Annotated in this window: 27 protein-coding genes; 23 read left to right on the top strand and 4 right to left on the bottom strand. The window is 41.1% G+C overall.

What is annotated here, in order from left to right:
- Positions 1-619: 619 nt before the first annotated feature.
- The 11 genes from rpmH to MHI46_RS19445 all read left to right on the top strand — a co-directional run bounded on the left by rpmH (position 620) and on the right by MHI46_RS19445 (position 10951).
- Positions 620-754 (top strand): 50S ribosomal protein L34, encoded by a 135-nt coding sequence (rpmH, locus tag MHI46_RS19495; RefSeq protein WP_073208224.1) that lies wholly within the window; start codon positions 620-622, stop codon positions 752-754.
- A 78-nt stretch (positions 755-832) separates the two neighbouring features.
- Positions 833-1192 (top strand): ribonuclease P protein component, encoded by a 360-nt coding sequence (gene rnpA / locus MHI46_RS19490; RefSeq protein WP_008360906.1) that lies wholly within the window; start codon positions 833-835, stop codon positions 1190-1192.
- Positions 1193-1350: 158 nt separating this feature from the next.
- Positions 1351-2133: a YidC family membrane integrase SpoIIIJ gene (spoIIIJ, locus tag MHI46_RS19485; RefSeq protein ID WP_087976621.1), complete on the top strand. Its 783-nt coding sequence runs from the start codon at positions 1351-1353 to the stop codon at positions 2131-2133.
- Entirely contained in the window at positions 2130-2753 is a 624-nt protein-coding gene (gene jag / locus MHI46_RS19480) for an RNA-binding cell elongation regulator Jag/EloR (protein ID WP_064498806.1), read from the top strand. The genes spoIIIJ and jag overlap by 4 nt, the downstream gene beginning before the upstream one ends.
- A 401-nt stretch (positions 2754-3154) precedes the next feature.
- Positions 3155-4534 carry a tRNA uridine-5-carboxymethylaminomethyl(34) synthesis GTPase MnmE gene (mnmE, locus tag MHI46_RS19475; RefSeq protein WP_064498805.1) on the top strand — a complete coding sequence of 460 codons (1380 nt, stop codon included), beginning with the start codon at positions 3155-3157 and terminating at the stop codon, positions 4532-4534.
- A 17-nt stretch (positions 4535-4551) separates the two neighbouring features.
- Positions 4552-6438 carry a tRNA uridine-5-carboxymethylaminomethyl(34) synthesis enzyme MnmG gene (gene mnmG / locus MHI46_RS19470; RefSeq protein ID WP_039182934.1) on the top strand — a complete coding sequence of 629 codons (1887 nt, stop codon included), beginning with the start codon at positions 4552-4554 and terminating at the stop codon, positions 6436-6438.
- Positions 6439-6451: 13 nt separating this feature from the next.
- Positions 6452-7171 (top strand): 16S rRNA (guanine(527)-N(7))-methyltransferase RsmG, encoded by a 720-nt coding sequence (rsmG, locus tag MHI46_RS19465; protein WP_024424068.1) that lies wholly within the window; start codon positions 6452-6454, stop codon positions 7169-7171.
- A 105-nt stretch (positions 7172-7276) separates the two neighbouring features.
- A complete protein-coding gene (gene noc / locus MHI46_RS19460; protein ID WP_039182930.1) occupies positions 7277-8152 on the top strand; it encodes a nucleoid occlusion protein in 876 nt (291 codons plus the stop codon).
- A 127-nt stretch (positions 8153-8279) separates the two neighbouring features.
- The gene (locus MHI46_RS19455; RefSeq protein WP_106025640.1) at positions 8280-9107 is read left to right on the top strand and encodes an orthopoxovirus pf05708 family protein; all 828 of its coding nucleotides are present in this window, start codon (positions 8280-8282) and stop codon (positions 9105-9107) included.
- Between the two features lie 235 nt (positions 9108-9342).
- A complete protein-coding gene (gene soj / locus MHI46_RS19450) occupies positions 9343-10104 on the top strand; it encodes a sporulation initiation inhibitor protein Soj (RefSeq protein WP_008360890.1) in 762 nt (253 codons plus the stop codon).
- Positions 10097-10951 carry a ParB/RepB/Spo0J family partition protein gene (locus tag MHI46_RS19445; RefSeq protein ID WP_024424064.1) on the top strand — a complete coding sequence of 285 codons (855 nt, stop codon included), beginning with the start codon at positions 10097-10099 and terminating at the stop codon, positions 10949-10951. The genes soj and MHI46_RS19445 overlap by 8 nt, the downstream gene beginning before the upstream one ends.
- A 25-nt stretch (positions 10952-10976) precedes the next feature.
- Here MHI46_RS19445 and yyaC read toward each other — a convergent pair whose 3' ends face one another.
- Positions 10977-11603 carry a spore protease YyaC gene (yyaC, locus tag MHI46_RS19440; protein ID WP_024424063.1) on the bottom strand — a complete coding sequence of 209 codons (627 nt, stop codon included), beginning with the start codon at positions 11601-11603 and terminating at the stop codon, positions 10977-10979.
- A gap of 72 nt (positions 11604-11675) precedes the next feature.
- Between yyaC and MHI46_RS19435 the strand changes: the two genes are divergently transcribed.
- Positions 11676-12731, top strand: coding sequence for a hypothetical protein (locus MHI46_RS19435; protein WP_080967203.1), 1056 nt, complete (start codon positions 11676-11678; stop codon positions 12729-12731).
- 25 nt (positions 12732-12756) lie between these two features.
- On the opposite strand, the gene MHI46_RS19430 is transcribed toward MHI46_RS19435, so the two are convergent.
- Positions 12757-13167 (bottom strand): hypothetical protein, encoded by a 411-nt coding sequence (locus MHI46_RS19430; RefSeq protein ID WP_039182926.1) that lies wholly within the window; start codon positions 13165-13167, stop codon positions 12757-12759.
- Positions 13168-13182: 15 nt separating this feature from the next.
- Positions 13183-14502, bottom strand: coding sequence for a hydrolase (locus MHI46_RS19425; RefSeq protein WP_342503041.1), 1320 nt, complete (start codon positions 14500-14502; stop codon positions 13183-13185).
- Between the two features lie 294 nt (positions 14503-14796).
- Here MHI46_RS19425 and MHI46_RS19420 point away from each other — a divergent pair, with 294 nt between their 5' ends.
- The 10 genes from MHI46_RS19420 (at position 14797) to wrbA (ending at position 22711) form a co-directional block, all read left to right on the top strand.
- Positions 14797-15003 carry a DUF951 domain-containing protein gene (locus MHI46_RS19420; protein ID WP_025093670.1) on the top strand — a complete coding sequence of 69 codons (207 nt, stop codon included), beginning with the start codon at positions 14797-14799 and terminating at the stop codon, positions 15001-15003.
- 217 nt (positions 15004-15220) lie between these two features.
- Positions 15221-16321, top strand: coding sequence for a redox-regulated ATPase YchF (ychF, locus tag MHI46_RS19415; protein WP_058837887.1), 1101 nt, complete (start codon positions 15221-15223; stop codon positions 16319-16321).
- 108 nt (positions 16322-16429) lie between these two features.
- A complete protein-coding gene (rpsF, locus tag MHI46_RS19410) occupies positions 16430-16717 on the top strand; it encodes a 30S ribosomal protein S6 (protein ID WP_024424058.1) in 288 nt (95 codons plus the stop codon).
- Positions 16718-16753: 36 nt separating this feature from the next.
- Positions 16754-17296: a single-stranded DNA-binding protein SsbA gene (ssbA, locus tag MHI46_RS19405; protein ID WP_007497456.1), complete on the top strand. Its 543-nt coding sequence runs from the start codon at positions 16754-16756 to the stop codon at positions 17294-17296.
- A gap of 40 nt (positions 17297-17336) precedes the next feature.
- Positions 17337-17576, top strand: a complete 240-nt coding sequence (rpsR, locus tag MHI46_RS19400) for a 30S ribosomal protein S18 (protein ID WP_008359105.1) — start codon at positions 17337-17339, stop codon at positions 17574-17576.
- Between the two features lie 203 nt (positions 17577-17779).
- Complete coding sequence (locus MHI46_RS19395) at positions 17780-18745, top strand: ABC transporter ATP-binding protein (protein WP_039182918.1); 966 nt, start codon at positions 17780-17782, stop codon at positions 18743-18745.
- Positions 18738-20255 (top strand): osmoprotectant update ABC transporter permease/substrate-binding subunit OpuFB, encoded by a 1518-nt coding sequence (gene opuFB / locus MHI46_RS19390; RefSeq protein ID WP_126682586.1) that lies wholly within the window; start codon positions 18738-18740, stop codon positions 20253-20255. Before MHI46_RS19395 ends, opuFB begins: the two co-directional genes overlap by 8 nt.
- A gap of 192 nt (positions 20256-20447) precedes the next feature.
- A complete protein-coding gene (locus MHI46_RS19385) occupies positions 20448-21419 on the top strand; it encodes a ring-cleaving dioxygenase (RefSeq protein WP_039182911.1) in 972 nt (323 codons plus the stop codon).
- Positions 21416-22024 carry an alpha/beta hydrolase gene (locus MHI46_RS19380; protein ID WP_039182909.1) on the top strand — a complete coding sequence of 203 codons (609 nt, stop codon included), beginning with the start codon at positions 21416-21418 and terminating at the stop codon, positions 22022-22024. Before MHI46_RS19385 ends, MHI46_RS19380 begins: the two co-directional genes overlap by 4 nt.
- Before the next feature lie 72 nt (positions 22025-22096).
- Positions 22097-22711, top strand: coding sequence for an NAD(P)H:quinone oxidoreductase (gene wrbA / locus MHI46_RS19375; protein WP_034283654.1), 615 nt, complete (start codon positions 22097-22099; stop codon positions 22709-22711).
- 49 nt (positions 22712-22760) lie between these two features.
- On the opposite strand, the gene katX is transcribed toward wrbA, so the two are convergent.
- Positions 22761-24350 carry a catalase KatX gene (katX, locus tag MHI46_RS19370; RefSeq protein WP_058838338.1) on the bottom strand — a complete coding sequence of 530 codons (1590 nt, stop codon included), beginning with the start codon at positions 24348-24350 and terminating at the stop codon, positions 22761-22763.
- Positions 24351-24455: 105 nt separating this feature from the next.
- Between katX and MHI46_RS19365 the strand changes: the two genes are divergently transcribed.
- Positions 24456-25115, top strand: coding sequence for an aspartate/glutamate racemase family protein (locus tag MHI46_RS19365; protein WP_342503040.1), 660 nt, complete (start codon positions 24456-24458; stop codon positions 25113-25115).
- Positions 25116-25121 lie beyond the last annotated feature (6 nt).

The following is a 25121-nucleotide window of genomic DNA, read 5'->3' as shown; positions in this document are numbered from 1 at the left end:
AAGGCCTCTCCCCCCTCCTTTTCTTTTTAAAATGACCAGTATCAAACTGTTATAGAACACGAAAAAGAGCAAATGGTCATCACCATTCGTGCACATACATTGTTGAAAACAATTAATATAGTAGAAAAACGTCTTTTCGACAAATTACACAAGCTGTGGATAAACAATTCAACAGGCTGTGTAATAACTTTCCACAGGTTATCCACAATTTGTGGATAATATAAATGGGCCAGATAAGTAATTAAGAGTTAAAACACAAATATAATATCAAAATAAACAAGATGGTGCAATGGGTGTCACAAACTTATCCACACACTTTACATCTGTTGAAAAATAATTATCCACATCGGTTATTTGTGTGAAAAAAATGTCGATAATGGGTGTGGATAGTCTAAATATGCCGGAAAAATATCCACATCCATGTTTTGAAGGTCTTTTAGGAGGAAAAAAAGAATAAAATGCTGGAAACTAAAAAAGAAGGTTTCTTCGTTTGATAACTTATGTTATGCTTATAAGGTTGATAATAAGAGTTTTATCATTGATATTGACAATCGATGGGTTACACAAATATAATGAGTTAGACTGTCTTAAACAGCTATTCCTCAGGGAGGTGTCATAAATGAAAAGAACGTTTCAACCAAATAACCGTAAGCGTAGTAAAGTTCATGGCTTCCGCAGCCGTATGAGTACTAAAAACGGACGTCTAGTTTTAAAGCGACGCCGCAGCAAAGGTAGAAAAAAATTATCAGCTTAGGCCACTGAATAATGTCAGTGGTCTTTTTTACATAGAATCGTAAATGAACTGTCAGTTTTTATCGGAGTGGAAGAAAACATGAAGAAGCGAAACAGGCTAAAAAAAAATGAAGAGTTTCAAAAGGTGTTCAAAAAAGGTCAATCAATGGCAAATCGCCAATTCGTTATTTACCAGCTGGATCAGCCAAATCAAGATGAACTGCGTTTAGGATTGTCTGTCAGTAAGAAGATTGGTAATGCAGTGATAAGAAACCGAATTAAACGACTGATCCGTCAGGTGTTTTTAGAGGAAGGTCATAAGTTAAAGCAAGAAAAAGACTACATAGTCATTGCACGAAAACCAGCGAGTGAATTGACCTTTGAAGAAACAAAGAAGTCTCTCCAACATTTATTTAGAAAATCCGCTGTTTATCAACAACAACCGAAAAAGTCTTCGTAATAGAAACTTTCGTTGAATCAATTTTTAAAAGCGCTTCCTTCATCTAGTGAATTAAAATGAAACCACCACTTTGCAAAGAAAAAATGTTACCATACTGATTAGGTGAGTCACTTTCTTAATCAATTCCAACTTAAATAAAGTTTGAAGTAATGGGAGGAATCTTGTTGAAAAGGCGATTATTACTAATATTTAGCTTGATTGGCGTATTGGTTTTATTGGCAGGATGTACACAGATCAATGAACCAATTACATCAGATAGTAAGGGATTCTGGAATTCTTATATTGTTTACCCGCTATCTCAATTAATCACGTACATGGCAAACTTAACTGGTGAAAACTATGGTGTAGCGATTATTATTGTGACACTATTAATTCGCTTGCTTATTTTACCATTAATGATTAAACAGTTAAGAAGTACAAAAGCGATGCAAGCATTACAGCCTGAATTGAAAAAGCTTCGTGAAAAATATAGCTCTAAAGATCAAAAAACACAGCAGCAGCTTCAGCAGGAAACAATGGCCCTTTTTCAAAAAAATGGCGTCAATCCGTTAGCAGGCTGTTTCCCAATTTTAATTCAAATGCCAATCCTTATTGGTTTCTATCATGCAATTATGAGAACAGCAGAAATTAAAAAGCATACATTCTTATGGTTTGACTTAGGCAGCCCAGATCCATTGTTCCTACTACCGATTATTGCGGGTGTAGCTACTTTCATTCAGCAAAAGCTGATGATGGCTGGAAATCCTTCGGACAACCCTCAAATGGCTATCATGTTATGGGTGATGCCAATTATGATCGTTGTGTTTGCAATTAGTTTCCCAGCAGCACTTTCATTGTACTGGGTTGTAGGTAACATTTTCATGATCATTCAAACATTGGTGATTAAAACACCTCAAGTAAAAGTAGATACAAAAGAAAAAGCTGGCGGGAATAAAAAATGAAGGAAATAACTGCTGTCGGTCGCACAATCGAAGAAGCAGTAGATTCCGGACTTAAACAAATTCAGCTACTACAAGAAGAAGTAGAAATCACAATAGTAGATGAAGGAAATAAAGGGTTTTTGGGATTATTTGGTAAAAGACAAGCTGTGGTTAAGTTAGTAGAAAAGATAAATGCACTTAAATTAGCTACACAGTATTTAGATAAAATTGTTAAGTCTATTGATCCTAAAGCAAAAATTACTTCCAAACAGGAACCGAAAAAGATTTCTTTCCACATTGATGGAGATAAAACGTCATTAATGATTGGAAAAAGAGGCCAAACATTGTACTCTTTAGAAACTCTGGTACAGCTAGTGTTTAATCGTTATTCTGATCAGTATCATCATATAACAATTGATATTGGCGATTATAGGAAGAAACGACAAGAAGCACTTGAACAATATGCCGTCAAAACAGCAAAACGGGTATTAAAAACGAAGAGAAAGGTTCATTTAGAACCAATGCCTTCGAATGAACGAAAAATTGTTCATGATGCGATTGCTGCATTCTCTAAAGAACTTGCAACAGCATCTGAAGATACAGGCAGCAAGCGTCATGTTGTGGTGTTGTATAAAAAATAGCAGAAAGGCTAAGATTCAGCAAAGCTGGATTTTAGTCTTTTTTTATTGAAAAATTGCTTTTTATAGATGATTCATCCTTTATTTCTAAAAATTAAGTGTGAGATATGAGTGTAAAACGCCATTTTAACAAGTAAGTAAAGGGGTCAGGGCGTTTAAATTTATTGGATTTAGGTGTAAGATGTGAAGACAAGTTTCAAACGTCGTTATTCACATGTGGATAAGTTAAGTGTTAAAATAGATAAGATGCAAAGCTGTGGATAATTAGATATGGGATACTTTCACTTCGCTTTCATTTATGGTATCTTTAAATTTTGGATTAAGCGTTTTTGATATAGAGATGGACATTGTCCATTTAATAGATAACAGACTGTTTATTCAGTAGAGAAAGAGGTGAATGAGTGATGGATACAATTGCAGCAATTTCTACGCCGATGGGTGAAGGAGCAATTGCGATTATTCGTTTAAGCGGGCCTGATGCGGTACAGATTGCTGATCGGATGTATAAAGGTCCTAAGGAGAAAAAACTTATATCGGTGGATTCTCATACGATTCATTATGGTCATATTGTGGATTCTAGCACTGAGCAAGTAATAGAAGAGGTCATGGTGTCAGTATTAAGAGCGCCAAAAACATTTACGAGAGAAGACGTTATTGAGATTAACTGCCATGGCGGAATTGTAACGGTCAATAAAGTATTGCAGCTTGCTTTAAGAGAAGGAGCAAGATTAGCAGAGCCTGGTGAGTTTACAAAACGAGCTTTCTTAAATGGAAGAATTGATCTTTCACAGGCTGAAGCGGTAATGGATTTGATTCGCGCAAAGACAGATCGTGCGATGAATGTAGCGATTACTCAAATGGAGGGACGCCTCTCCGGTTTGATTAAACGACTTCGCGGCGAGATATTGGAAACTTTGGCCCAAGTTGAAGTCAATATTGACTATCCTGAGTATGACGATGTTGAAGAAATGACGCATCGGGTTTTAGTTGAAAAGGCAACATCAGTGAAAAAGGAAATTGAGTCACTGCTAACGACGTCTCAGCAGGGGAAAATACTTCGCGAGGGCTTATCCACTGTCATTATTGGGAGACCGAATGTTGGGAAGTCTTCCTTGTTGAATAGTCTTGTACAGGAAACAAAAGCGATTGTAACGGATATTCCTGGAACAACGAGAGATGTCATTGAGGAATATGTAAATGTTAGAGGTGTACCGCTTCGTTTAGTCGATACTGCGGGTATACGTGAGACGGAGGACATTGTTGAGCGTATAGGGGTTGAACGATCAAGACAGGTCTTAAAAGAAGCTGACCTGATTTTACTTGTGCTCAATTATAGCGAGGAATTGTCAGAAGAGGATATCAAACTATTTGAGGCCGTCTCAGGCATGGATATCATCGTGATCGTGAATAAGACAGATCTTGAGCCTAAGCTTGATATTGAAAAGGTCAAGCAGTTAGCGAAGGATCGTCCGGTGGTTACGACATCATTATTACAAGAAAAGGGGATTGATGAGCTTGAAATTGCGATTCAATCACTATTCTTCACGGGTTCAATTGAAAGTGGAGATTTAACGTATGTAAGTAACACAAGGCATATTGCGCTCCTTCAGGCAGCAAAACAATCCATTGAGGATGCTCTTGAAGGAATTGAAATGGACGTACCGATCGACATAGTTCAAATAGATTTAACACGCTGCTGGGAACAGCTGGGTGAAATTATTGGGGATGCTGTTCATGAAAGCTTGATTGATCAGTTATTCTCTCAATTCTGTTTAGGAAAGTAAAGGGAGGAACATAAGAAATGGGTTATGAAGCTGGCAATTATGACGTAATCGTCGTGGGTGCCGGTCATGCTGGAGTTGAGGCTGCTCTTGCATCTGCAAGACAGGGCGCCAAAACACTTGTATTGACTATCAACCTCGATATGGTTGCTTTTATGCCATGTAATCCGTCCGTAGGCGGCCCCGCAAAAGGGATTGTCGTCAGAGAAATTGATGCTCTAGGCGGAGAAATGGCACGAAATATAGATAAGACGCATATTCAAATGCGCATGCTGAATACGGGGAAAGGACCTGCTGTCCGTGCGTTAAGAGCGCAAGCAGATAAGTTCCAATATCAGCATGAAATGAAAAAAACAATGGAAAATGAACCAAACCTGACAATGTTGCAAGGTATGGTAGATCATTTAATTGTAGAAGATGATGAATGTAAAGGTGTTGTTACTCAAACAGGGGCGAACTATCGTGCGAAGTCTGTTGTATTAACAACAGGGACTTTCTTGAAAGGCCGCATTATTTTAGGAGACCTTTCGTATTCAAGCGGTCCAAATAACCAGCAGCCTTCTATTAAATTATCGGATCATTTAGCAGAACTAGGATTTGATTTGGTTCGTTTTAAAACAGGAACACCTCCTCGAGTGAATAGCCACTCGATTGACTATAGTAAAACAGAAATTCAACCAGGTGATGATGTCCCGCGGGCATTCTCCTATGAAACGGTTGAATATATTACTGACCAGCTGCCATGCTGGCTAACATACACGAGTTTAGAGACTCATCAAATAATTGATGAGAATCTACACCGTTCTCCAATGTATTCAGGTATGATTAAAGGAACTGGCCCTAGATACTGCCCGTCCATCGAAGATAAAGTGGTGCGTTTCAATGATAAACCGAGACATCAAATTTTCTTAGAGCCAGAAGGTCGTAATACACAGGAAGTTTATGTTCAAGGCTTGTCTACAAGTCTTCCGGAGGATGTACAGCAGCGCATGCTTTCAACCATCCCAGGACTCGAGAATGTACAAATGATGAGAGCGGGTTATGCCATCGAGTATGATGCGATTGTACCTACTCAATTGTGGCCTACACTTGAGACGAAGAAAATTTCTGGATTATATACAGCTGGCCAAATTAATGGTACGTCTGGTTATGAGGAAGCAGCAGGTCAAGGGATTATGGCAGGTATTAATGCAGGAAGAAAAGCATTGGGTAAAGAAGAAGTCATTTTAAGCCGATCTGATGCATATATCGGTGTTCTCATCGATGACCTTGTCACAAAAGGAACAAATGAACCGTACCGTCTCTTGACATCACGTGCTGAGTATCGTCTACTTCTACGTCATGACAATGCTGATTTAAGATTAACTGAACTTGGGTATCAAATTGGATTAATTTCTGAAGAAAGATTCCAGTCATTCCAGCAGAAAAAAGAAGCCATCGAAGCAGAGAAAAAACGTTTATATTCTGTCATCATTAAACCAACAGCAGAGACTCAAGAATTTATTCGTTCACTCGGTGGAAGTGAGCTGAAGGACGGTATTCGTGCAAGCGATTTGATGAAGCGTCCAGAAATGAACTATGAATCTGTTGTGAAATTAGCTCCTGCTGAAACACCGCTTCCTTCTGATGTGTGTGAGCAGGTAGAGATTCAAATTAAATACGAAGGTTATATTGAAAAGTCACTCCAGCAAGTTGAAAAACTGAAAAAGATGGAGAACAAAAAGATTCCTGACCGAATTGATTATGACGCCATCAAAGGAATTGCAACTGAAGCGAAACAAAAGCTGAAAGAAGTCCGACCGCTTTCTGTTGCACAGGCTTCTCGTATTTCAGGCGTTAACCCTGCTGATATTTCTATCCTTTTAGTATATTTAGAGCAGGGGCGTATTGCGAAGATAGCAGAATAGAAAGGATGTCGGCATGAACATTGAACAATTTACAGCAGCACTAGAGGAGAAAGGGATCACTCTTTCTCCTGTGCAGCTTGAACAATTTGAAACCTACTTCCGCATGCTTGTAGAATGGAACGAGAAAATGAATTTAACGTCCATTACTGAAAAGGAAGAAGTGTATTTAAAGCATTTTTATGATTCAATATCAGCAGCATTTTTTATTGATTTTCACAAAGTGACGACGATTTGTGATATTGGAGCTGGTGCTGGTTTTCCAAGCATTCCTCTTAAAATTTGTTTCCCTCATCTACATGTGACCATTGTTGATTCTCTTCAGAAACGAATTACGTTTCTCAATGAGTTAGCAAAAGGATTAAACTTACAAGATACTACTTTTTATCATGATCGTGCGGAAACGTTTGGACAACGTAAGGAAAAGCGTGAAAGCTATGATCTTGTCACTGCTAGAGCAGTTGCACGTTTATCTGTCTTGAGCGAACTTTGTCTGCCTCTAGTGAAAAAGGAAGGATTGTTTGTTGCCTTAAAAGCATCTGCCGCTGACGAAGAAATGCAAGCAGGGAAAAAAGCCGTCACAGTCCTCGGAGGAGAGGTTGTTGAGAAGCATTCCTTTGTTCTGCCTTTAGAAGAAAGCGAACGGAACATCATTGTCATTGAAAAGAAAAAGCAAACACCAAAAAAATATCCTAGAAAACCAGGAACACCTAATAAATCACCAATAGAAGGTTGATCATGTAAAAGGTCGGTTTTTCTTCAATATTTATGATTTTACAGAAGGAAAAAACATGAGAAAATAGAATTATAAAAAGGTAGTTTTTAAAGGTGGTGTAGGTTCATGAAGCATTCACTCTCACGCTTCTTCGGGCTTGGTGACAAAGAACATCCTGAGCGTGAAACCGAAATAGAGGCAGAGATTGCTGAGCATGATACATTAAAGGAAGAGATACAGGAGCTCCCGGTCGACACAATTATGCCAAACCGTTTTCAGCCACGCACCATTTTTTCAGAAGAAAAGATACAAGAGCTGGCCACGACGATTCATACCCATGGCATTATCCAACCGATTGTTGTTAGACCAACAGAAGAAGAAGGAAAATATGAACTGATCGCCGGCGAAAGACGTTGGAGAGCGGTACAGACTCTTCAATGGGAGAAAATCCCCGCTATTATAAAAGATTTTACTGATACGGAAACGGCATCTGTGGCATTGATTGAAAATTTGCAAAGAGAAGAGCTGTCTGCTATTGAGGAGGCTCATGCTTATGCACGTCTTTTAGAGCTCCATGATTTAACACAAGAGGCGCTTGCTCAGCGTTTAGGCAAGGGACAATCAACTGTTGCAAACAAATTAAGACTTTTAAAGTTGCCTGAAGAGGTACAACAAGCCATTTTAGAGAAAAAAATCTCTGAAAGGCATGCACGTTCACTTGTGCCCCTAAAGCTTCCAGAATTACAAATCGCGCTATTGCAGGAAATCATCGAAAAGCAGTTGAATGTGAAACAGACTGAAGAGCGTGTAGTGAAGATGCTTGAACAAAAAACAGATCGCAAACCGAAGCCAAAACGTAAGGCGTTTAGTCGTGATACACGAATTGCGATGAATACCATTCGTCAGTCTCTCCACATGGTAGAAGACAGCGGACTTAAGATAAATACCGAGGAAGAAGAGTTTGAGGAATATATCCAATTAACAATTCGAATCCCTAAATAGAAAAAAGCTGATGAGCGCCACTCGTCAGCTTTTTTTTGTCTTATTTCTAGCACACATTCAATATACATTATATTTATAAATTGGTAAAATATGATTTTAGAAGTGTGAAGGAGGTGACAACTACTTGATGAAAATGAAGAAGACTACTTTCGCCATTATTTGTTATTTACTATTTTCTTTTTCTCTTTTTTCAAATGAAGCGACAATATACGCTGTGAAATCGTCAACGGCTCATCATGCGGATGAAAGTTTGATGACCAACGAAGAATTGAACGTTCTGAAGGAGCAAGGTGCTGTTTCTAAAGATGTGACTGTACAGCAATTCAATCAAGACTATGTGTCTTCCGACGATTCGATCGACTTGATTACAGCTGACGATGATTTGAAGAACTATGGATTACGACAAAATAAGCAGGATGAGCTGGTGACGGATGAGAAGCCGCACACCCTCAAGCTCCTTTTAGGAAAGCCGTATCCTGGTACCGATATTATCCCTAAAAAAGGAGATATTTTGGTGACAACCACTGATGCTGTGAAGGGGTTGGTTGGACATGCAGGTATCGTCATTAATGAGAAAAGCTATGCTTCTATTCCAGGGTTACGGCAGCATCCGCAACTAGATTCCATTCATAACTGGTTTCGCTATAGTGCCAATACAAAGGTAATTCGGATTAATCAAGAGGAAAAGGCAGATTTAGCAGGAGAATGGGCACACGATTATGTGAAAGGTCATCCGAAGGCTCGCTACTCGATCACCATGTCCATTCAATCACTGGATCCGACTTATTGTTCAAAGATTGTGTGGCAGGCCTATGGCAAAACAGGGGACGCATTGGGACATGCGAACTTTACCATTAAGACACCCTACGGATTTTTAAAAAAGAAAAGCTATAAAACAGTAACTCCTAAGGTCATTGTGAGTGAAGGCCGTAAAATAGGTGAATTAAACTTTTGACATGTGACCCTCACTTTTGATGAAAGTGAGGGTTTTGAGCATGTCTATTTCTTGAAAAAGCTATATCGATATACTTTTTGGGTGTGTTTTCATTCATCCTTTTATGTACGAAAAGGCACATTCACCGACGAATTTATAATAGGGAAACAAAAAAAGCAAACGTTTCATACTTTTTTTGATAGAATAGGAAGTATGAATGAATGAGAAACTTGTTAAGTTGAAAGTGGGTGACATCGTGGGAAAAATCATAGCGATTACCAACCAGAAGGGCGGCGTCGGGAAGACGACAACTTCTGTTAATTTGGGTGCGTGTTTAGCATACATAGGCAAACGAGTGTTGTTAGTTGATATTGATCCGCAGGGCAATGCCACGAGTGGTATTGGGATTGAGAAGGCCGACGTAGAGAAGTGTGTGTACGATATTTTAGTTGATGATGCAGATGTTCTTGATGTGATTAAGACGACAGAGGTCGAGAATCTTGATGTCATTCCTGCGACGATACAGCTTGCAGGGGCTGAAATAGAGCTTGTGCCTACAATCTCACGTGAAGTGAGGCTGAAGAGAGCACTTGAATCTGTTAAGCAGAATTATGATTATATGATTATTGACTGCCCGCCATCACTTGGACTACTGACGATTAATGCGTTAACTGCCTCTGATTCCGTTTTAATACCAGTTCAGTGCGAATATTATGCGCTTGAAGGATTGAGCCAATTGTTAAACACAGTTCGTCTCGTGCAGAAACATTTAAATACCGATTTAGCCATTGAAGGTGTCTTACTGACAATGCTTGATGCCAGAACAAATCTTGGGATTCAGGTTATCGAAGAAGTGAAGAAGTACTTTAGAGATAAAGTCTATCAAACCGTGATTCCTAGAAATGTGAGGCTGAGTGAAGCGCCAAGTCATGGAAAGCCGATTATCTTGTATGATCCACGTTCAAGAGGTGCAGATGTCTATTTAGACTTAGCAAAGGAAGTGGATGCGAATGGCTAAAGGTCTTGGAAAGGGTATTAATGCACTATTTAACAACGTAGACTCAAATGAAGAAACGGTTGAAGAAATCAAACTAAAGGATTTGCGCCCGAATCCGTATCAGCCAAGGAAAACGTTTGATGATGATGCGTTGTCTGATCTGAAAGAATCGATTCAGCAGCACGGTGTTTTACAGCCAATCATTGTTCGTAAATCGATTAAAGGATATGACATTGTAGCAGGGGAGCGCCGTTTTCGAGCGGCACAACAAGCTGGTCTGACAACAATTCCTGCGATCGTTCGAGAGTTTTCAGAAACTCTGATGAGAGAAATTGCCCTTTTAGAAAACCTGCAGCGCGAGGATCTATCTCCACTAGAGGAAGCCGAAGCGTATGCTTCCTTGCTGGATCATCTAAGTGTGACGCAAGAGGAATTAGCGAAGCGATTAGGGAAAAGCAGACCGCATATTGCGAACCATCTCCGTCTGTTGACTTTACCGGATGACATACAAAAGCTGATTGCAAATGGAACGTTATCAATGGGACATGGCCGGACATTGCTTAGCTTAAAAAACAAAAAGAAGCTGGCGCCTTTAGTAAAGAAAATCGTGGATGAGGGATTAAACGTACGCCAGGTTGAGAAACTTGTGCAGCAGTTAAACGAAAATGTTCCACGTGAAACAAAGAAAAAAGAAGCACCAAAGGATCGAGTTTTGAAAGAAAGAGAGTCTTTCTTACAAAACTACTTTGGTACTTCCGTGACGATCAAGAAACAAAAGAAAAAAGGGAAAATTGAAATTGAATTTCTCTCCAATGAAGATTTAGAAAGAATCCTTGAATTGCTTTCTACGAGGGAATCATCAGAGTGACCATCTTGATACAGGATGGTCTTTTTTATATTCTCCCAGTGATATTTTGAATAGGTGTAAAAAGAGACCGGCTTTTTTCTCTCGTCCAATCCATTTGGTCAATGTGAGATAGACTTTCAGAAAGTGTATTGGCCATAGACATGACAAGATGAAGACGTGTGTTTTGGAGAACGAAGTATTCCATGAAACCACTCACATTGACGATTCCATTAATATGAATATCTCCTACCTCTGGCAGTTCTTTTTGCACACCAGCTCCAGGCTTTAACGGGCCATCTCCAATTTGGAAGGAACCGACACTTTTCACTCTTCCTAAACAGGCATCAACCGCTACAATAAACGGGTGTTTATGAGCTTGTTCAATTTCAGCGAGTTTTTCTTTTAAATTGACTGCATGCACTGGATCAGAGAGTGTTCCATATACATGAAGCTTTTTCAAATCTAGACCTGAAAGCTTTGTACCAACAAGTGGACCTAGAGAGTCGCCAGTTGAGCGGTCTGTTCCAATACAAACGATGGCAACGGGTCTTTTTCCTGCTTTCTGAAGATGCGAGAATAAAATACTTTTAAGCTGTTGAATGGCATTTGTATCCGTATGGGACACGTATTCTTTCACCCTATTTCTAAAAAAAAGACCGTTCTTGCTATTCATAGGTCTCACTTCCTTGTCATAGTAGTTAGTAACAGTATACGGAAACAAGCTTAATTCTATACCTATGAGGTGATGATTGTGTGGAAGGCTGGTTCAAGGTGGACGCTTTTAATTTTAGGAAGCTTAATAGGAGCGGGATATGCTTCCGGCCAGGAAATTTGGCAGTTTTTTGGCATTGATAGCGGACTAGCCATTCTACTGTTTACATTGATGTTTATGCTGTCTACCTATGTGGTGTTAAAAATCAGTTATGAGGTGCGTGCCGATCACTTTGTGCCAGTGCTGGAGCGGCTTGTCGGTCCATGGCTGGCTAAGGTGTATGACGTGTTAATTGTCCTTTATTTATTCACGACAACGACGGTCATGATTGCCGGCGGCGGGGTGACTCTTGAGATGTATCATGTGCCTTTTTGGATTGGCATCGGCGCGTTCTGTTTGTTTTCGTTTATGATTTTTTTCTGGGATGTGAAAGGGCTTTTATCTGTGAATGCTTTCATTATACCAATTTTGGTGGCAGGGCTCATCTATGCGTTTGTTTTTTATTATATGAACCATGATCATATGTGGCGGATTGATTTTGGACAGCAGTACAATTGGCCTGCCAGCATTGTCTTTGCTTCTTTGAATATATTATCCGTTGTGGCAGTGCTGTCTTCGGTTGGGAAAGAAATGAAGGGGCTTGGGGAAGCCAAAGTGGCGAGTATATTAAGCGGTCTCATTTTTGGTGTCATCTCGTATGTGTATAACGAAATACTGGTTGATATTTCTGGAAGCCTTTCAGCAGAGGGAATTCCTTTGTTTACAGTATTAGAAGGGGCGCCGGCGTCTTTGTTTGTGTTTATGACGGTTGTCCTTTGTCTAGCCATTTATACGACGACGGCAGCAGGTTTATTTGGATTATCCAGCCGGATGCTTTCTTTTGTACGAATGCCCCGCTGGCTGGTTGTATTGGTAATGCTTCTTTTGATGGCACCTTTAACATCTCTTGGATTTGCTGATTTGATTGCTTTCTTGTATCCAATTTATAGTTTGTTGAATCTTTATTTGCTCGTCTGTTTAATGCTGTATCCGATTTTAAGTAAAAAGATATTTTCTCGCCCTAAAAATTATATTGATAAAATAAAATAAGCACCTCTCTTTTTAAGAGCTGTGCTTATTTGATCTGAATTGAATCAATAGCTTCTTTGATGTCATCGTAGACAGGCATTTGTTTAAGACGCTGGAGGCGATCCTCTAATTCAGAAATGGCCTGTCCCTTTAAATGCTGGGAAATGTGTTGTTTGACAATGGTCGTCTGGTTTATCATGTCTTCTGTTTTAGCCAACTGATACTCCAAGTGCACGCGTGTATTTGCTAATTCGTCGTGCAGCCGCATTTTGAGCAGCCGTTTTAAATCCTTACGCTGTCCTTCTCTGCGCATGGCCTGAATGGCGGCAATTTCTTCAGGAGACTGTGTTTGTGTGTGTGGTGCCGATTGATTTTCAAATACAGACATGGAGCGGCGGGCACTCACATTTTGCAAGAAACGCTGGGCGTCACTAGGAGGTTTATTTTGATTGATCATGCGATGACTCCTTTCTTAATGAATACCCATTTGCACCGCAAGGCGTCTATCTGCCTTGGCGTAGTCATCACCCATTGTGTACATATGTCTTGAAAGGGTAGAAAGCTCTTGTTCGTAATCTCTCAGGGTGTACAAGGCATTCAGTTGTTTTTCGTGTGAATAAAAGGAGGAATGGGTCTGTTCCATTCTCACTTCCTCTACGAGTGCTTCCACATCACTATGACTTAATAAATCATAGTGGCCAAAGCCGACGAGTCCTTTGAGCTCTTGTTTTACATGAAGAACGGCGTCTTTTACGCTTTCATCAATTCCATCGATTTTTTCAAATACAGTGTGTACTTCATGTTCAATAATACTTTGCAGATCATAGGATGAATTTTTCAGTAAATGGGATTTTATGATAATTTCAAGTCCGCTTTGTGCATATGCACGTCCAGAATGAATTTCTTGCAGCAGCATGGCTGTAAAACTTGTATTATGATCAAGCTGTTCATCTAAAATACGGGCAGATCCATTCGGATGGAATGAATATCCATTTTCTTTAAATTCTCCTGAAACGAGAGCTAAAAAAGCATTTGTATCAAAGGATTCGTTCCATTCTATATTCATAGATGCAAAAGCTGATTTTAAAAAGGTGTCTATTTCTCTTTTTTTGTATTTAACGGATTCTTGGACTGAGCCTTGCTGCTTTGGCGGTACGGTGTACTTGACTTGTCCAACCCCTTGATCATGACGATTGAGTAAACCGACGTAATGACTAGGCTGAATATATTCAGTCAACATGTGTGTATATTGACCTTGCTGCGCCTTTTGCTGAATCGAAGGCGATAGACTGCTCCATATATTTGGGCTGTCAAAAGTGACGGCTTTTTTGACAGTTGGCTGTTCTGTTGCAACATAAGCACAAACAGCACCGGCAAGTGCTTGTCCAGTGAGATGTATACCTGCATTCGGATGCTTCTGACAGACTTTCTCTATGTATTCCTTCCCTTTAAAAAAGACATGTTCTTGATTGCTGTCAAGGGACTTTCTTTCAATTGGATAGGCATAATCTGTTTTGAGCAATGACTGTGCAGCGTTGTGTACATCTTGCTTAGATGTCACCGTCATTTGATGTGGCAGCGGACAGTGAAAAGCGACAATGAATTCGTCTGATTGTTCCGGCTGCATCGTTAAACCATATAATTTTTGATCGATTTTTAGAAAATCGTGGACAGTGAGTGTTTGCTGACCTATTTCTATCGTATGGTGCTGCTGGTAATTGTCGATATTTCCAGCATGATCGGATATGATTTTATATTCTTTATCAGTTAATCTATCCTTTCGATTGACCATCGTACCTGCTCCCTCACATAACATTTATGCAGATATCATAAATCAAAAAATATGGAAAAACCACCGCGTTCTACCAATAAAAACCTTTTGACCTACAGTGTTTGTGACAATATTGAAAAAAAGCGGAATTTAAGTAACTATTGGTCACAAATAAAATGATCTAAAAGAAGGGTTTTTTCTTTAAAAAAGAATAGGATGAACGATTGAAAGAGACTCTTTGTTTTGTGCATTGCCCTCCATCGCCGTTTTTTTGTACAATAGATGCAATGAAGTGAGCAAGAGAGGTGAAGGCTGATGGCAGACAAAGTGTTTGGGTTACATGATGTTGTTGAAATGAAAAAGCCCCATCCATGTGGTGCCAATCGGTGGAAGGTCATTCGTTTGGGCATGGATATCCGTATTAAATGTGAAGGCTGTGGACACAGCGTGATGATCCCAAGAAGAGATTTTGAACGAAAAATGAAGAAAATTCTCGTCAAGCATGAGGAGCCAACTGCGTAAGTAGGCCTCATGCTTTTTTTTATTAAATTTGTCTTTTTTACAGCAAAGCCAGGTGCAATTTCCCGTTTTGAAGCATTGATTTATTCTTTTTGACGATGTTTCTTCTATTGAAAATGCATGATGGTTAGCTTGTCTTTTCATGTAAACCTACTTATAATTGCTCTAGGTTCATATTACGCAGTATAACGAGCACGTTTGATATAGAGGAGATGAAAGAATGGCTTTAACAGCTGGTATTGTTGGCTTACCTAACGTCGGGAAGTCAACGCTATTTAATGCAATTACACAGGCTGGAGCGGAGTCTGCTAACTATCCGTTTTGTACCATTGATCCAAACGTCGGAATTGTAGAAGTTCCAGACGAGCGTTTACAAAAGCTAACAGAATTGGTGCAGCCGAAAAAGACAGTTCCCACTGCTTTCGAATTCACTGATATTGCGGGTATTGTCAAAGGTGCATCTAAAGGTGAAGGTTTAGGGAATAAATTCCTTTCTCATATTCGTCAAGTAGATGCGATTTGTCACGTGGTCAGAGCTTTTGCAGACGATAACATTACACACGTAGCTGGTAAGGTTGATCCTGTTGCAGATATTGAAACGATTAATCTCGAATTGATTTTGGCTGATTTAGAAACAGTTGAAAAGCGTTTAGCTCGTGTGAGCAAGCTTGCAAAACAAAAGGACAAGGAAGCAGTAGCTGAATTTGAGATTTTGTCGAAGCTAATGACCGCGTTTGAAGCTGGGAAATCGGCAAGATCTGTAGAATTTACAGATGAGCAGCAAAAGCTTGTGAAACAGCTCCATTTACTCACATCTAAACCAGTTCTTTATGTAGCAAACGTGAGTGAGGATGAAGTAGCGGATCATGACGGCAACGAATATGTGCAGCAAATCCGTGAGTTTGCTTCTGGTGAAAACGCTGAAGTCATCGTCGTTTGTGCGAAGATCGAGTCTGAAATTGCAGAGCTTGAAGGAGAAGAGAAGCAAATGTTCCTTGAAGAGCTTGGTATTAATGAGTCTGGGCTTGATCAGCTAATTAGAGCATCTTATTCTCTTCTAGGATTAGCTACGTATTTCACAGCAGGTGAGCAAGAGGTACGTGCTTGGACATTTAAAAAAGGAATGAAAGCGCCAGAATGTGCTGGAATCATCCACACAGACTTCGAGCGTGGATTTATTCGTGCTGAAACGGTTGCGTATGAGGATTTACTAGCTGGCGGAAGCATGTCTGCTGCTAAAGAAGCAGGGAAAGTTCGTCTAGAAGGTAAAGAATATGTAGTGAAAGATGGAGACGTCATTCATTTCCGTTTTAACGTATAGGTTCTTGTCATAGGCCAAGTGATTTGTTATAATATACAATTGTGAGTAATATAATTTATTGCTCCTTGCCCGTTTAGGGCCGCTTAGACCAAAAGGAGGTGCAATCAGATGAGAAAGTACGAAGTTATGTACATCATCCGCCCAACAGTTGACGATGAGGCTAAAAAAGCAGTTATCGAGCGTTTCAATAACGTGTTAACTTCTAACGGTGCGGAGATCACTGGAACAAAGGATTGGGGTAAACGTCGTCTTGCATACGAAATCAACGATTTCCGTGACGGTTTCTACCAAATCGTAAACGTTCAATCTGACGCTGCAGCAGTTCAAGAATTTGACCGCTTAGCTAAGATCAGTGACGATATCATTCGCCACATTGTTGTTAAAGAAGAAGTATAAATCATTGAAATATATATTTAAAGGTGGTCTTTCAATATGCTAAACCGTGTTGTATTGGTCGGAAGACTAACAAAAGACCCTGAGCTTCGCTACACGCCTAATGGTGCGGCTGTAGCCACGTTTACTCTAGCTGTGAATCGTACGTTTACGAATCAATCTGGAGAGCGTGAAGCCGATTTCATTAACTGTGTTACTTGGAGAAGACAAGCCGAGAACGTGGCTAATTTCTTGAAAAAAGGAAGTCTTGCCGGTGTAGACGGTCGTTTGCAGACAAGAAACTATGAAAATCAGCAAGGACAGCGTGTCTTCGTGACAGAAGTTCAAGCTGAAAGTGTTCAATTTCTTGAGCCTAAGAGCGGCGGTGCTGGTTCAGGTGGATACAGCGGCGGTGGCAATAGCGGAGGCCAGTATTATGGCGGCAGCCAAAACGATCAGAATCCATTTGGAAATGAACCAAGTCAAAATCCATATGGCAATCAAAACAACCAAAATCGTAATCAGGGAAATAGCTTCAATGATGACCCATTTGCGAACGATGGTAAACCGATTGACATCTCCGATGATGATTTGCCATTCTAATTGATCTGAAAAAATGACTAAAGGAAAGGTGTGAAAACAAATGGCAGGTGGACGCAGAGGCGGTCGTGCGAAACGTCGTAAAGTATGTTTCTTTACTTCTAACGGTATCACGCACATCGATTACAAAGATGTTGATCTTCTTAGAAAGTTTGTTTCTGAGCGTGGTAAAATTTTACCTCGTCGTGTAACAGGAACTAGCGCTAAGTATCAACGTAAATTGACATTAGCGATCAAAAGATCACGTCAAATGGCATTACTTCCATACGTTACTGGTGAGTAAGTCGTTGACTTAAAAAGCGGAGAGCCCCGAGCTCTTCGCTTTTTTTATTTGCCTCACTAAGAACCTCATCTATTTTTGCTAGAACTGTTTTTTGCAGTCAACCGAGGGGAAGTATGTTAAAGTGACAGTTTATTCTATACAAATATGAGGTTGATCTGTCATATTGGTAGTCTAGAAAATAATTGCAGTCAGGGCGTGGGAAGATGATTGAATTTAAAAAGGTATCGATGCAATTTTCTGATGAGCGCTATGCCGTTCAATCTGTTGATTTGGAGATTCAGCAAGGTGAGTTTTTTGTATTGATTGGACCTAGTGGCAGCGGGAAAACGACGACATTGAAAATGATCAATCGTCTCATTTCTTCAACAGAAGGTGAGATTTACATAAAAGGTCAAAAAATAAGTGATTATGATATGTATGAGCTGCGCTGGGATATCGGTTATGTTTTGCAGCAAATTGCGCTTTTTCCTCATATGACCATAGAAGAAAATATTGCTGTGGTGCCAGAGCTTAAACAATGGAGCCGGAATGAGACCAATCAGCGTGTCGATGAACTCATGTTGATGGTCGGGCTTGATCCTGCTATGTATCGTCATCGAAAGCCAGCAGAGCTTTCTGGTGGCCAGCAGCAGCGTGTCGGTGTGGCACGGGCACTTGCAGCTGATCCTGAGATTGTCCTGATGGATGAGCCTTTTAGTGCGTTAGATCCACTAACGAGGGAGAAATTGCAGGATGATCTGCTCGATTTGCAGCGTCGTATTCAAAAAACCATTGTTTTTGTGACGCATGATATGCAGGAAGCTATGAAGCTGGGTGATCGAATTTGTGTGATGAATGAAGGAAAAGTAGTGCAGATCGGACGTCCTGAGGAATTGGTTCAGCAACCAGCCAATGCCTTTGTACAGGAGTTTGTCTCAGGGGCTGCCCATCATGTAGGACATCAAGCATTTGAGCTGGAAACCTTGGCGCAACCGATGGCTCACGAAGCTCTTTTATCCTATGAGGCGGTCTCAGCACATGCCACACTGGATGAAGTCTTATCTCAATTGGCAAGGCACGAGGAATTGGCTGTAGAAAAGAATGGAGATCGGATAGGTCTAGTGAACCGTCAAGCAGTGATTCAGTTTTTAGCTGATTCTCCTAGAGAGAGGGGCGATTCACATGAATGATTGGACCCATGTGTTATGGGAACGAAAAGAACAATTGGGACACGCCTTACTTGAGCATATTCAAATTTCTTTTATTGCTTTATTTTTAGCGATTTTGATTGCCATTCCATTAGGTATCTATTTAACAAGGGTTCCAAAGCTAGCGGAGTGGGTCATCGGGGTGACGGCTGTCTTGCAAACAATTCCGTCGCTCGCACTGCTTGGCTTGCTGATTCCTCTCGTGGGGATTGGGCAAGTGCCTGCGATTATTGCGCTTGTGGTCTATGCCTTACTCCCTATTTTAAGAAATACATATACAGGCATTCAGGAGGTTGATCCTTCCCTGAGAGAAGCGGCGCTTGCTATGGGGATGAATCATCGCAAACGGTTATTAAAGGTGGAGCTCCCTCTTGCGATGCCAGTCATCATGGCGGGTATCCGAACCGGGATGGTTCTCATTGTGGGAACCGCCACTCTGGCAGCACTGATCGGGGCTGGGGGATTAGGAAGCTTAATCCTGCTGGGAATTGATCGAAATGATATGTCGCTCATTGTCATTGGCGCGATACCAGCTGCCTTACTCGCACTCTTATTTGATGTGGTGCTGCGAACCTTTGAGAAGATTTCCTTTAAAAAGACGGTGATCTCTGTGACTGTTTTTGCTCTGATTGCAGGAGCAGTTGTCGCTTCCCCCGTGCTGTTTCAGCAAGAAAAGAAAGAAATCACCATTGGCGGAAAGTTAGGTTCAGAGCCTGAGATTTTGATCTCGATGTATAAGCTTTTAATTGAACAGGATACAGATATTCAAGTGAACCTGAAGCCCGGTCTTGGTAAGACGTCCTTTGTTTTCCAGGCTTTACGCTCTGGTGATATTGACATTTATCCTGAGTTTACGGGTACAGCGATTTCTGAATTCCTCAAGGAAACAGCAAAAAGCACAGATAAAAGAAAAGTGTATGAGCAAGCTCGACGCGGATTGGAAACATCCTTTCAGCTCCGCCTTCTTGAGCCCATGTCATACAACAATACGTATGCTTTAGCCGTGCCGCAGTCACTGGCTGATCAGTATAAGGTGTCCAACATTTCAGATCTAGGTAAGATCAAAAACCGTATAAAAGCTGGATTCACCTTAGAGTTTTCTGATCGTCAGGATGGGTATCGCGGCATTCAAAAAGCCTATCAATTTTCTTTTGATGATGTCGTGACGATGGAGCCAAAGCTTCGTTATCGAGCAATTCGGAAAGGAGATATCAATTTGGTCGATGCGTATTCGACAGATAGTGAATTGAGACAATACAAATTAAAGGTGCTTGATGATGATCAGCATGTTTTCCCGCCATATCAAGGAGCACCGCTGCTCAGGCAGGAGACATTAACTGAATTCCCTGAGATTGAGACCTCTCTCAATAAACTTGCGGGTCAAATCACAGACGATGAGATGAGAGAAATGAATTATGAAGTCAATGTGAAGGGGAAGGATGCATTTCAGGTAGCGAAAGCCTATTTAAAAAAGAAAAAATTGCTGCAATAATCAAGGCAAAGCAGGGCTGTTTATGGCAAAGCAGCTCTGCTTTTTTAAAAGAAAAAACAAAAATCATTGACATTTACTTAAAAACATCATATCCTTAATTCGAGATAAATATATTTTTTTGATTTAATATCTCGAATTCGAGATAATATAAAGACGTCAGTAAAGACATAATGAATAGAGGTTTATTACTTCATGATTAGGAGGTCATTAGAAGTGAAAAAAACAGAAGGAATTCACCATATTACAGCTATTGTGGGTCATCCTCAGGAGAACGTTGATTTTTATGCAGGTGTTTTAGGGCTTCGTCTCGTGAAGAAGACCGTGAATTTTGATGATCCGGGCACATATCATTTATATTTTGGAAATGAAGGCGGCTCTCCAGGGACCATTATTACATTTTTCCCTTGGCCGGGAGCACAAAAAGGTCAAATTGGTGCAGGTCAAGTGGGCGTGACGACATATGTCGTACCGACAGGCGCTTTCTCTTTCTGGAAGGATCGTCTTGAGCAGTTTAATGTTTCTTATGAAATGGTTGAACGTTTTGGTGAAGCTTTTCTCTCATTTGAAGATCCACACGGCTTATTGATTGAGCTAGTAGAGCGTGCGGAAGGAAAGCAAAACGAGTGGACATTTAACGGTGTCACACCAGATGTAGCGATTAAAGGTTTTGGCGGAGCTGTTTTATTAACTTCGCAGCCGGAACAAACGATGCAGCTGCTAGAGCAAACGATGGGACTTGAAAGAGTCGGAGCAGAAGGAGACTATGTGAGATTCCGTTCGTTTGGCGAAATAGGCAATGTCATTGATGTGAACATCACACCTGTTCCACGAGGACGTATGGGTGTTGGAGTTGTGCACCATATTGCATGGAGAGCAACAGATGATCAGGACCAATTAGATTGGCAAAGACATATTGCACAAAGCGGGTATCAAGTGACACCTGTGCAAGACCGAAATTACTTCAATGCCATTTATTTTAGAGAACTTGGGGGCATATTATTTGAGATTGCCACTGATCCTCCAGGGTTTGCACATGACGAATCAGTGGAAACAATGGGTGAAGCATTGAAACTGCCACCGCAATATGAGGCGCAGCGCAGTCAGATTGAACAAATTGTACTGCCAATTGAAGTGAGAGAAGTTAAAGGGAAAGGAGATTCATGATGAAGCATCTTTTTCGAAAAGGAAAGAATGAACAAAGACCTGTTCTGCTATTACTGCATGGAACTGGCGGGACGGAAGAAGATTTATTGCCGCTTGCACAGATAGTAGATCCTGACGCATCTGTTCTTAGTGTGAGAGGGAATGTATTAGAAAACGGCATGCCGCGGTTTTTCAGACGTTTGGCAGAGGGCGTATTTGATGAGCAGGATTTGATTGCTCGTACAGAGGAGCTGTATACATTTATCGGAGAAGCAGCCGATGAATATGGGTTTGATCGTCACAATGTGGTGGCTATCGGATATTCCAATGGGGCAAACATTGCTGGAAGCTTGTTATTCCATTATGGGGATGCTTTAAAAGGAGCCATCCTGCATCATCCAATGGTTCCAAGACGCGGGGTTTCATTGCCTTCATTAGCGGGGAAACAAGTCTTTATAGCAGCTGGTGAAAATGACCCAATGTGCCGTCCAGAGGAATCGCAGGAGCTGGAGCAATTGCTGCAGGGTGCAGGCGCATCGGTTACACTTCATTGGGAAAATCGCGGACATCAGTTAACGAGAGAAGAAGTCGATGCTGCGGCTTTATGGTATCGTCGTCAATTTTAAATAAGGTGGGGAATACAGGTGGGATTTTTACAGAAGCTTTTTGGGCAAAACAAACAAAAGGAGATGGATCAAATGGAAAACGTAAAATTAGCGATTATTTATTATAGTTCAACAGGTACAAACTATCAGATGGCGAAATGGGCTGAAGCTGGAGCAAAAGAAGCTGGCGCAGAAGTTAAAGTATTAAAGGTTGCTGAATTGGCACCAGAAGCAGTTGTAGCTTCAAATCCAGCATGGAAAGCACATTTAGACGAAACAAAGGATGTGCCAGAGGTTCAATTAAGTGATTTAGAGTGGGCAGATGCCATCATCTTTAGCATGCCGACACGTTTCGGTAACCTGCCAGCTCAAATGAAGCAGTTCTTAGATACGACAGGCGGCTTGTGGTTCCAAGGTAAATTGGCAAACAAAGCAGTCAGTGCGATGACTTCAGCTCAAAACGCAAATGGCGGACAGGAGCAGACGGTTCTCAGCCTTTATACGACAATGTTCCACTGGGGAGCAATTATTGCCGCTCCAGGATACACAGATGATTCCTTATACGGTGCAGGGGGCAACCCTTACGGTGTGAGTGTGACTGTTGACCAAAATGGAAAAATCCAAGAGGATGCAGAAGCAGCTGTGAAACATCAGGCAAAACGTACAGTGAATGTGGCAGAATGGATCAAAAAAGGTCAAAACGCTTAATAGATGTATACAAAAAGAATGCAGCCTCGCCGCTGCATTCTTTTTTTCATTAATAAGGATCTGATGGTGTGCTGTTGTTGATGGCTTCGTCCACGGCTTGAGCAGCGCCGGTAGAGCCGATAGGTCCGCTTGACTGCTCTTGTTTAAAGGCTTTTAAACCGTCAGCGACACGCTTGCCGTAATCAGGGTCTGCTTTTGTAAAGTTTTCGATCATTTGGTCTTGAATGTCCTTTTGACATGTCGCAAGGGTGTTGACTAAGTTCTTAATCAGTTCCTCTCGCTCCCAATCATTAAAACGGCGATATGTTTCTCCCGCTTGTCCGAAGTTGTTTGGGCGGTCAATGGCTTCTCGTTTGACTTCACCCTCTACAAAAGGGGTATGATCCTTTCCGTCCTGTTTGGCTTCTTTTAATCCCCCGAGGATCGATGGTTCATAATTCACATGGGGATTTTGCCCTTTGCCTTGATCGACATGGTACTCCATTTGGCCGTCTCTCTGATTGGTGGCGACATGCTTTTTCGGTGCATTGATCGGCAGCTGTAAATAGTTTGGTCCTACACGATATCGCTGCGTGTCAGAGTAGGAGAAGGTACGGCCTTGAAGCAATTTATCATCTGAGAAATCCAAACCATCTACGAGTACACCAGTCCCAAAGGCAACCTGCTCGACTTCTGCGAAATAGTTTTCTGGATTTTTGTTTAATACCATCCGTCCGATTGGTTTCCATGGATAGTCATCCTTGTACCAAAGCTTTGTCGGATCAAGCGGGTCAAAGTCGAGGTGAGGGTGGGCATCATCTTCCATGATCTGTGCATATACCTCCCATTCAGGATAATCTCCTTGCTCAATGGCTTCATATAAATCCTGTGTGGCATGGTTAAAATTTTCTCCCTGAATCGCTTGCGCCTGTTCTTGGGTCAGATTGCGAATGCCTTGTTTCGGTTCAAAATGATATTTAACCAGCACCGCTTTTCCTTCATGATTCACCCATTTGTACGCATGGACACCTGAGCCTTGCATATGCCGGTATGTTGCTGGGATGCCCCACGGTGAAAAGAGAAATGTCACCATATGCGTCGCTTCAGGTGATTGTGAGACAAAATCAAAGATACGCTCGCCGTCCTGACGATTGGTGACGGGGTCTGGCTTAAAGGCATGAACCAAATCAGGGAATTTTAAAGCATCACGGATAAAGAAAATTTTCAGGTTGTTCCCCACGAGATCCCAGTTGCCTTCTTCTGTATAAAATTTAATTGCAAACCCTCTCGGATCGCGTAATGTTTCTGGCGAATGCCCGCCGTGAATCACAGAAGAAAAACGAACGAAAACAGGCGTTTTTTTTCCTTTCTCCTGAAACAATTTCGCTCTCGTATAGGTGGAGATCGGTTCATCGCCGAATGTTCCATAGGCTTCAAAATAACCGTGAGCTCCGGCACCACGTGCATGCACAACACGTTCAGGGATGCGTTCACGATCAAAATGACTGATTTTCTCTAGGAAATCGTAGTTTTCAAGTGTAGTGGGTCCTCTATTCCCAACAGTTCTCATATTTTGATTGTCTGTGACGGGATGACCTTGTCGATTCGTTAAGGTTTCTTCTGACTCTGAAGATGGTTTAGGCTGTTGATCTTCTTTCAATTCAAATCCCTCCTTCAATATCTCCCTAACAATATGGTCATGCTGCTCCCTATTTCATACAAGGATTGATATAATGATTGAAAACTTTCACGAGGAGAGAGCCTGATGATTCGATTACACTGCCTTCACGCCCATCCGTCCAATCAGTCATATATAGAAGATGTTTTTGGTGATACAGATGTTGATTTGCATCACACAGTCGATTCATCATTTATAGAACGCGCCACTCAAGATCCTGCATTTGATCAATACAAGCAGCAAACGTATGCTATCAACAGATTAAAGCAAGAAAGTGAAGCCGATCTCATTCTGCTCACGTGTACACAATACATTGCTGCTCTAGGTGATCAGCAGCACCTCTTTAAACAACCGATTGTTCCGATCGATGAACCGTTATTTGAGCTGATTTGTGAGAAAAAAGGGCCTCTTCAGCTTGTGTTTTCCAACCCAGATACAGTGGAGGGAACGATGCAGCGGCTTGAATCATATGCAACAGAGCGGGGTAAACAGGTTGAAGTAGAAATGGTTGTGATGGAGGATGTCTTTCATCTTTGCCTAAACGGTGATATGCAAGCCTATGATGAACAAATCATGGAGCAGCTGAGAAAATGTATGAAGCAAAAAGGCAGAGATATTTGTGTGATGCAGCTTTCGATGGTTCATGCGGCACAGCAGATGGAGCGGGAGACAGGCGTTCCTATCATTCATCCGCTTTCTCCACTAAAACAGTTTGTCCATCAAACACTATCCGTCTGGAAAGAGTGAACCCAT

Origin of the sequence: Bacillus sp. FSL K6-1000 (assembly GCF_038630785.1) — a bacterium.
Lineage (GTDB): Bacteria > Bacillota > Bacilli > Bacillales > Bacillaceae > Bacillus > Bacillus safensis.
Note: the sequence above shows the minus strand (reverse complement) of the source record. Positions and strands in the feature narration are given on the sequence as shown.

Coding starts and splice junctions, on each gene's coding strand:
- rpmH (WP_073208224.1), top strand. CDS start 620: ATGAAAAGAACGTTTCAACCAAATAACCGTAAGCGTAGTAAAGTTCAT.
- rnpA (WP_008360906.1), top strand. CDS start 833: ATGAAGAAGCGAAACAGGCTAAAAAAAAATGAAGAGTTTCAAAAGGTG.
- jag (WP_064498806.1), top strand. CDS start 2,130: ATGAAGGAAATAACTGCTGTCGGTCGCACAATCGAAGAAGCAGTAGAT.
- mnmE (WP_064498805.1), top strand. CDS start 3,155: ATGGATACAATTGCAGCAATTTCTACGCCGATGGGTGAAGGAGCAATT.
- mnmG (WP_039182934.1), top strand. CDS start 4,552: ATGGGTTATGAAGCTGGCAATTATGACGTAATCGTCGTGGGTGCCGGT.
- rsmG (WP_024424068.1), top strand. CDS start 6,452: ATGAACATTGAACAATTTACAGCAGCACTAGAGGAGAAAGGGATCACT.
- noc (WP_039182930.1), top strand. CDS start 7,277: ATGAAGCATTCACTCTCACGCTTCTTCGGGCTTGGTGACAAAGAACAT.
- MHI46_RS19455 (WP_106025640.1), top strand. CDS start 8,280: ATGAAAATGAAGAAGACTACTTTCGCCATTATTTGTTATTTACTATTT.
- MHI46_RS19445 (WP_024424064.1), top strand. CDS start 10,097: ATGGCTAAAGGTCTTGGAAAGGGTATTAATGCACTATTTAACAACGTA.
- yyaC (WP_024424063.1), bottom strand. CDS start 11,603: ATGAATAGCAAGAACGGTCTTTTTTTTAGAAATAGGGTGAAAGAATAC.
- MHI46_RS19435 (WP_080967203.1), top strand. CDS start 11,676: ATGATTGTGTGGAAGGCTGGTTCAAGGTGGACGCTTTTAATTTTAGGA.
- MHI46_RS19430 (WP_039182926.1), bottom strand. CDS start 13,167: ATGATCAATCAAAATAAACCTCCTAGTGACGCCCAGCGTTTCTTGCAA.
- MHI46_RS19425 (WP_342503041.1), bottom strand. CDS start 14,502: ATGGTCAATCGAAAGGATAGATTAACTGATAAAGAATATAAAATCATA.
- MHI46_RS19420 (WP_025093670.1), top strand. CDS start 14,797: ATGGCAGACAAAGTGTTTGGGTTACATGATGTTGTTGAAATGAAAAAG.
- ychF (WP_058837887.1), top strand. CDS start 15,221: ATGGCTTTAACAGCTGGTATTGTTGGCTTACCTAACGTCGGGAAGTCA.
- rpsF (WP_024424058.1), top strand. CDS start 16,430: ATGAGAAAGTACGAAGTTATGTACATCATCCGCCCAACAGTTGACGAT.
- ssbA (WP_007497456.1), top strand. CDS start 16,754: ATGCTAAACCGTGTTGTATTGGTCGGAAGACTAACAAAAGACCCTGAG.
- rpsR (WP_008359105.1), top strand. CDS start 17,337: ATGGCAGGTGGACGCAGAGGCGGTCGTGCGAAACGTCGTAAAGTATGT.
- MHI46_RS19395 (WP_039182918.1), top strand. CDS start 17,780: ATGATTGAATTTAAAAAGGTATCGATGCAATTTTCTGATGAGCGCTAT.
- opuFB (WP_126682586.1), top strand. CDS start 18,738: ATGAATGATTGGACCCATGTGTTATGGGAACGAAAAGAACAATTGGGA.
- MHI46_RS19385 (WP_039182911.1), top strand. CDS start 20,448: ATGATTAGGAGGTCATTAGAAGTGAAAAAAACAGAAGGAATTCACCAT.
- MHI46_RS19380 (WP_039182909.1), top strand. CDS start 21,416: ATGATGAAGCATCTTTTTCGAAAAGGAAAGAATGAACAAAGACCTGTT.
- wrbA (WP_034283654.1), top strand. CDS start 22,097: ATGGAAAACGTAAAATTAGCGATTATTTATTATAGTTCAACAGGTACA.
- MHI46_RS19365 (WP_342503040.1), top strand. CDS start 24,456: ATGATTCGATTACACTGCCTTCACGCCCATCCGTCCAATCAGTCATAT.